We start from the raw sequence: 1,093 nt of genomic DNA, 5'->3' as shown, positions 1-1,093 counted from the left end.
AGATAATTCTTTTACCGCGATAGGATTATCTAGATTATATTGTTCATTATTATTTTCATCGGTATATTTTTCATAAGATACTTTTAAAATTTTAGAACGAAACATTGAAACTCTTAAATTATTATATCTTTTATCTAATTCTTTATCAGTTAAGATTTCTTTTTCTTCAGCATGTATCATTTCATCTGTTCATGCAGATAAAATCCCTGTTCCTTTCCCAACTTTCCCCATAATTTTATTACCATTAGCATAACCAACAAAAGCAATACGAACACCACTAGGAAAAACAATCTCGACACCTTCTTTAACATTTTTAGGTCAAATAATACCATTTTCATTGTCAGGTCCTATATCAATCCCATATTTATCATATAGATAGTTGCAGACATTAATTGTATCGCCAAATGTAGTATCTTCGTGTGTGTTGGCATATCTTCGTAAAATATTAGATGAAGCATCGGTAAAATTACAAGCAAAAAATAATTTTTCTGCTAAATGATTTCATGTTTTATTAGTACCACGACCAGCTGAAACAAATTTAAAAAAAGTTGGCGAAGTAAAATATCGGGCATAATTATCACCAACAAAATCTTTAAATACTTCTCAATCAAAACCAAAATTATAGTCACTAAAATTTAAATCATACTTTTTATTTAAATGTTCATAACTAATAATTCGTTTTTTGTTATTAATTTTTGTAAAATCTTGCATTTTTAATTAACCTCCTTTTTTTGATAAAATTATCTGAAGTATTAAATATTGTAATTTAAAAAAATTGTTTAATTACGAAAGGAAATTATAAAATGGAATTAAAACAAAATTTATTAGGAAATTATAAAGAAAATAAAATAATAGAAACAAATAATGAAGTTAAAAATTTATTTGTTAATAGAGATAATGAGATATTTAAATTATATCAACAAGGACAAATATTACAAGGATATAAGGTGATATCAAAATTGCCAAAAACAATTAAAACAGAATATGGAGATTTTCATATTAAAAGAAGATTATATGTTAAATATGATGAAGAAAAAAAAGAAAATATAAATCATTATCCTTTAGATGAAGAATTAGGCTTAAAAAAATATGA

The 1,093-nt window shown here is 23.9% G+C and carries 1 protein-coding gene and 1 pseudogene; one reads left to right on the top strand and one right to left on the bottom strand.

Annotated elements, in window-relative coordinates; all coding sequences use genetic code 4:
* The coding region (locus EHU54_RS05925) for a hypothetical protein (protein WP_400249474.1) at window positions 1-711 on the bottom strand (711 nt) is incomplete at its 3' end.
* Window positions 712-803: 92 nt separating this feature from the next.
* Here EHU54_RS05925 and EHU54_RS05920 point away from each other — a divergent pair.
* Window positions 804-1,093: pseudogene (locus EHU54_RS05920) on the top strand (hypothetical protein); the annotation flags it as partial.

It is taken from the genome of Spiroplasma sp. ald (genome assembly GCF_044714355.1).
Classification (GTDB): Bacteria; Bacillota_I; Bacilli_A; order Mycoplasmatales; family Mycoplasmataceae; genus Spiroplasma; species Spiroplasma phoeniceum.
The sequence above is the reverse complement of the archived record's forward strand: the minus strand, read 5'-3'. Positions and strand labels throughout refer to the sequence as shown.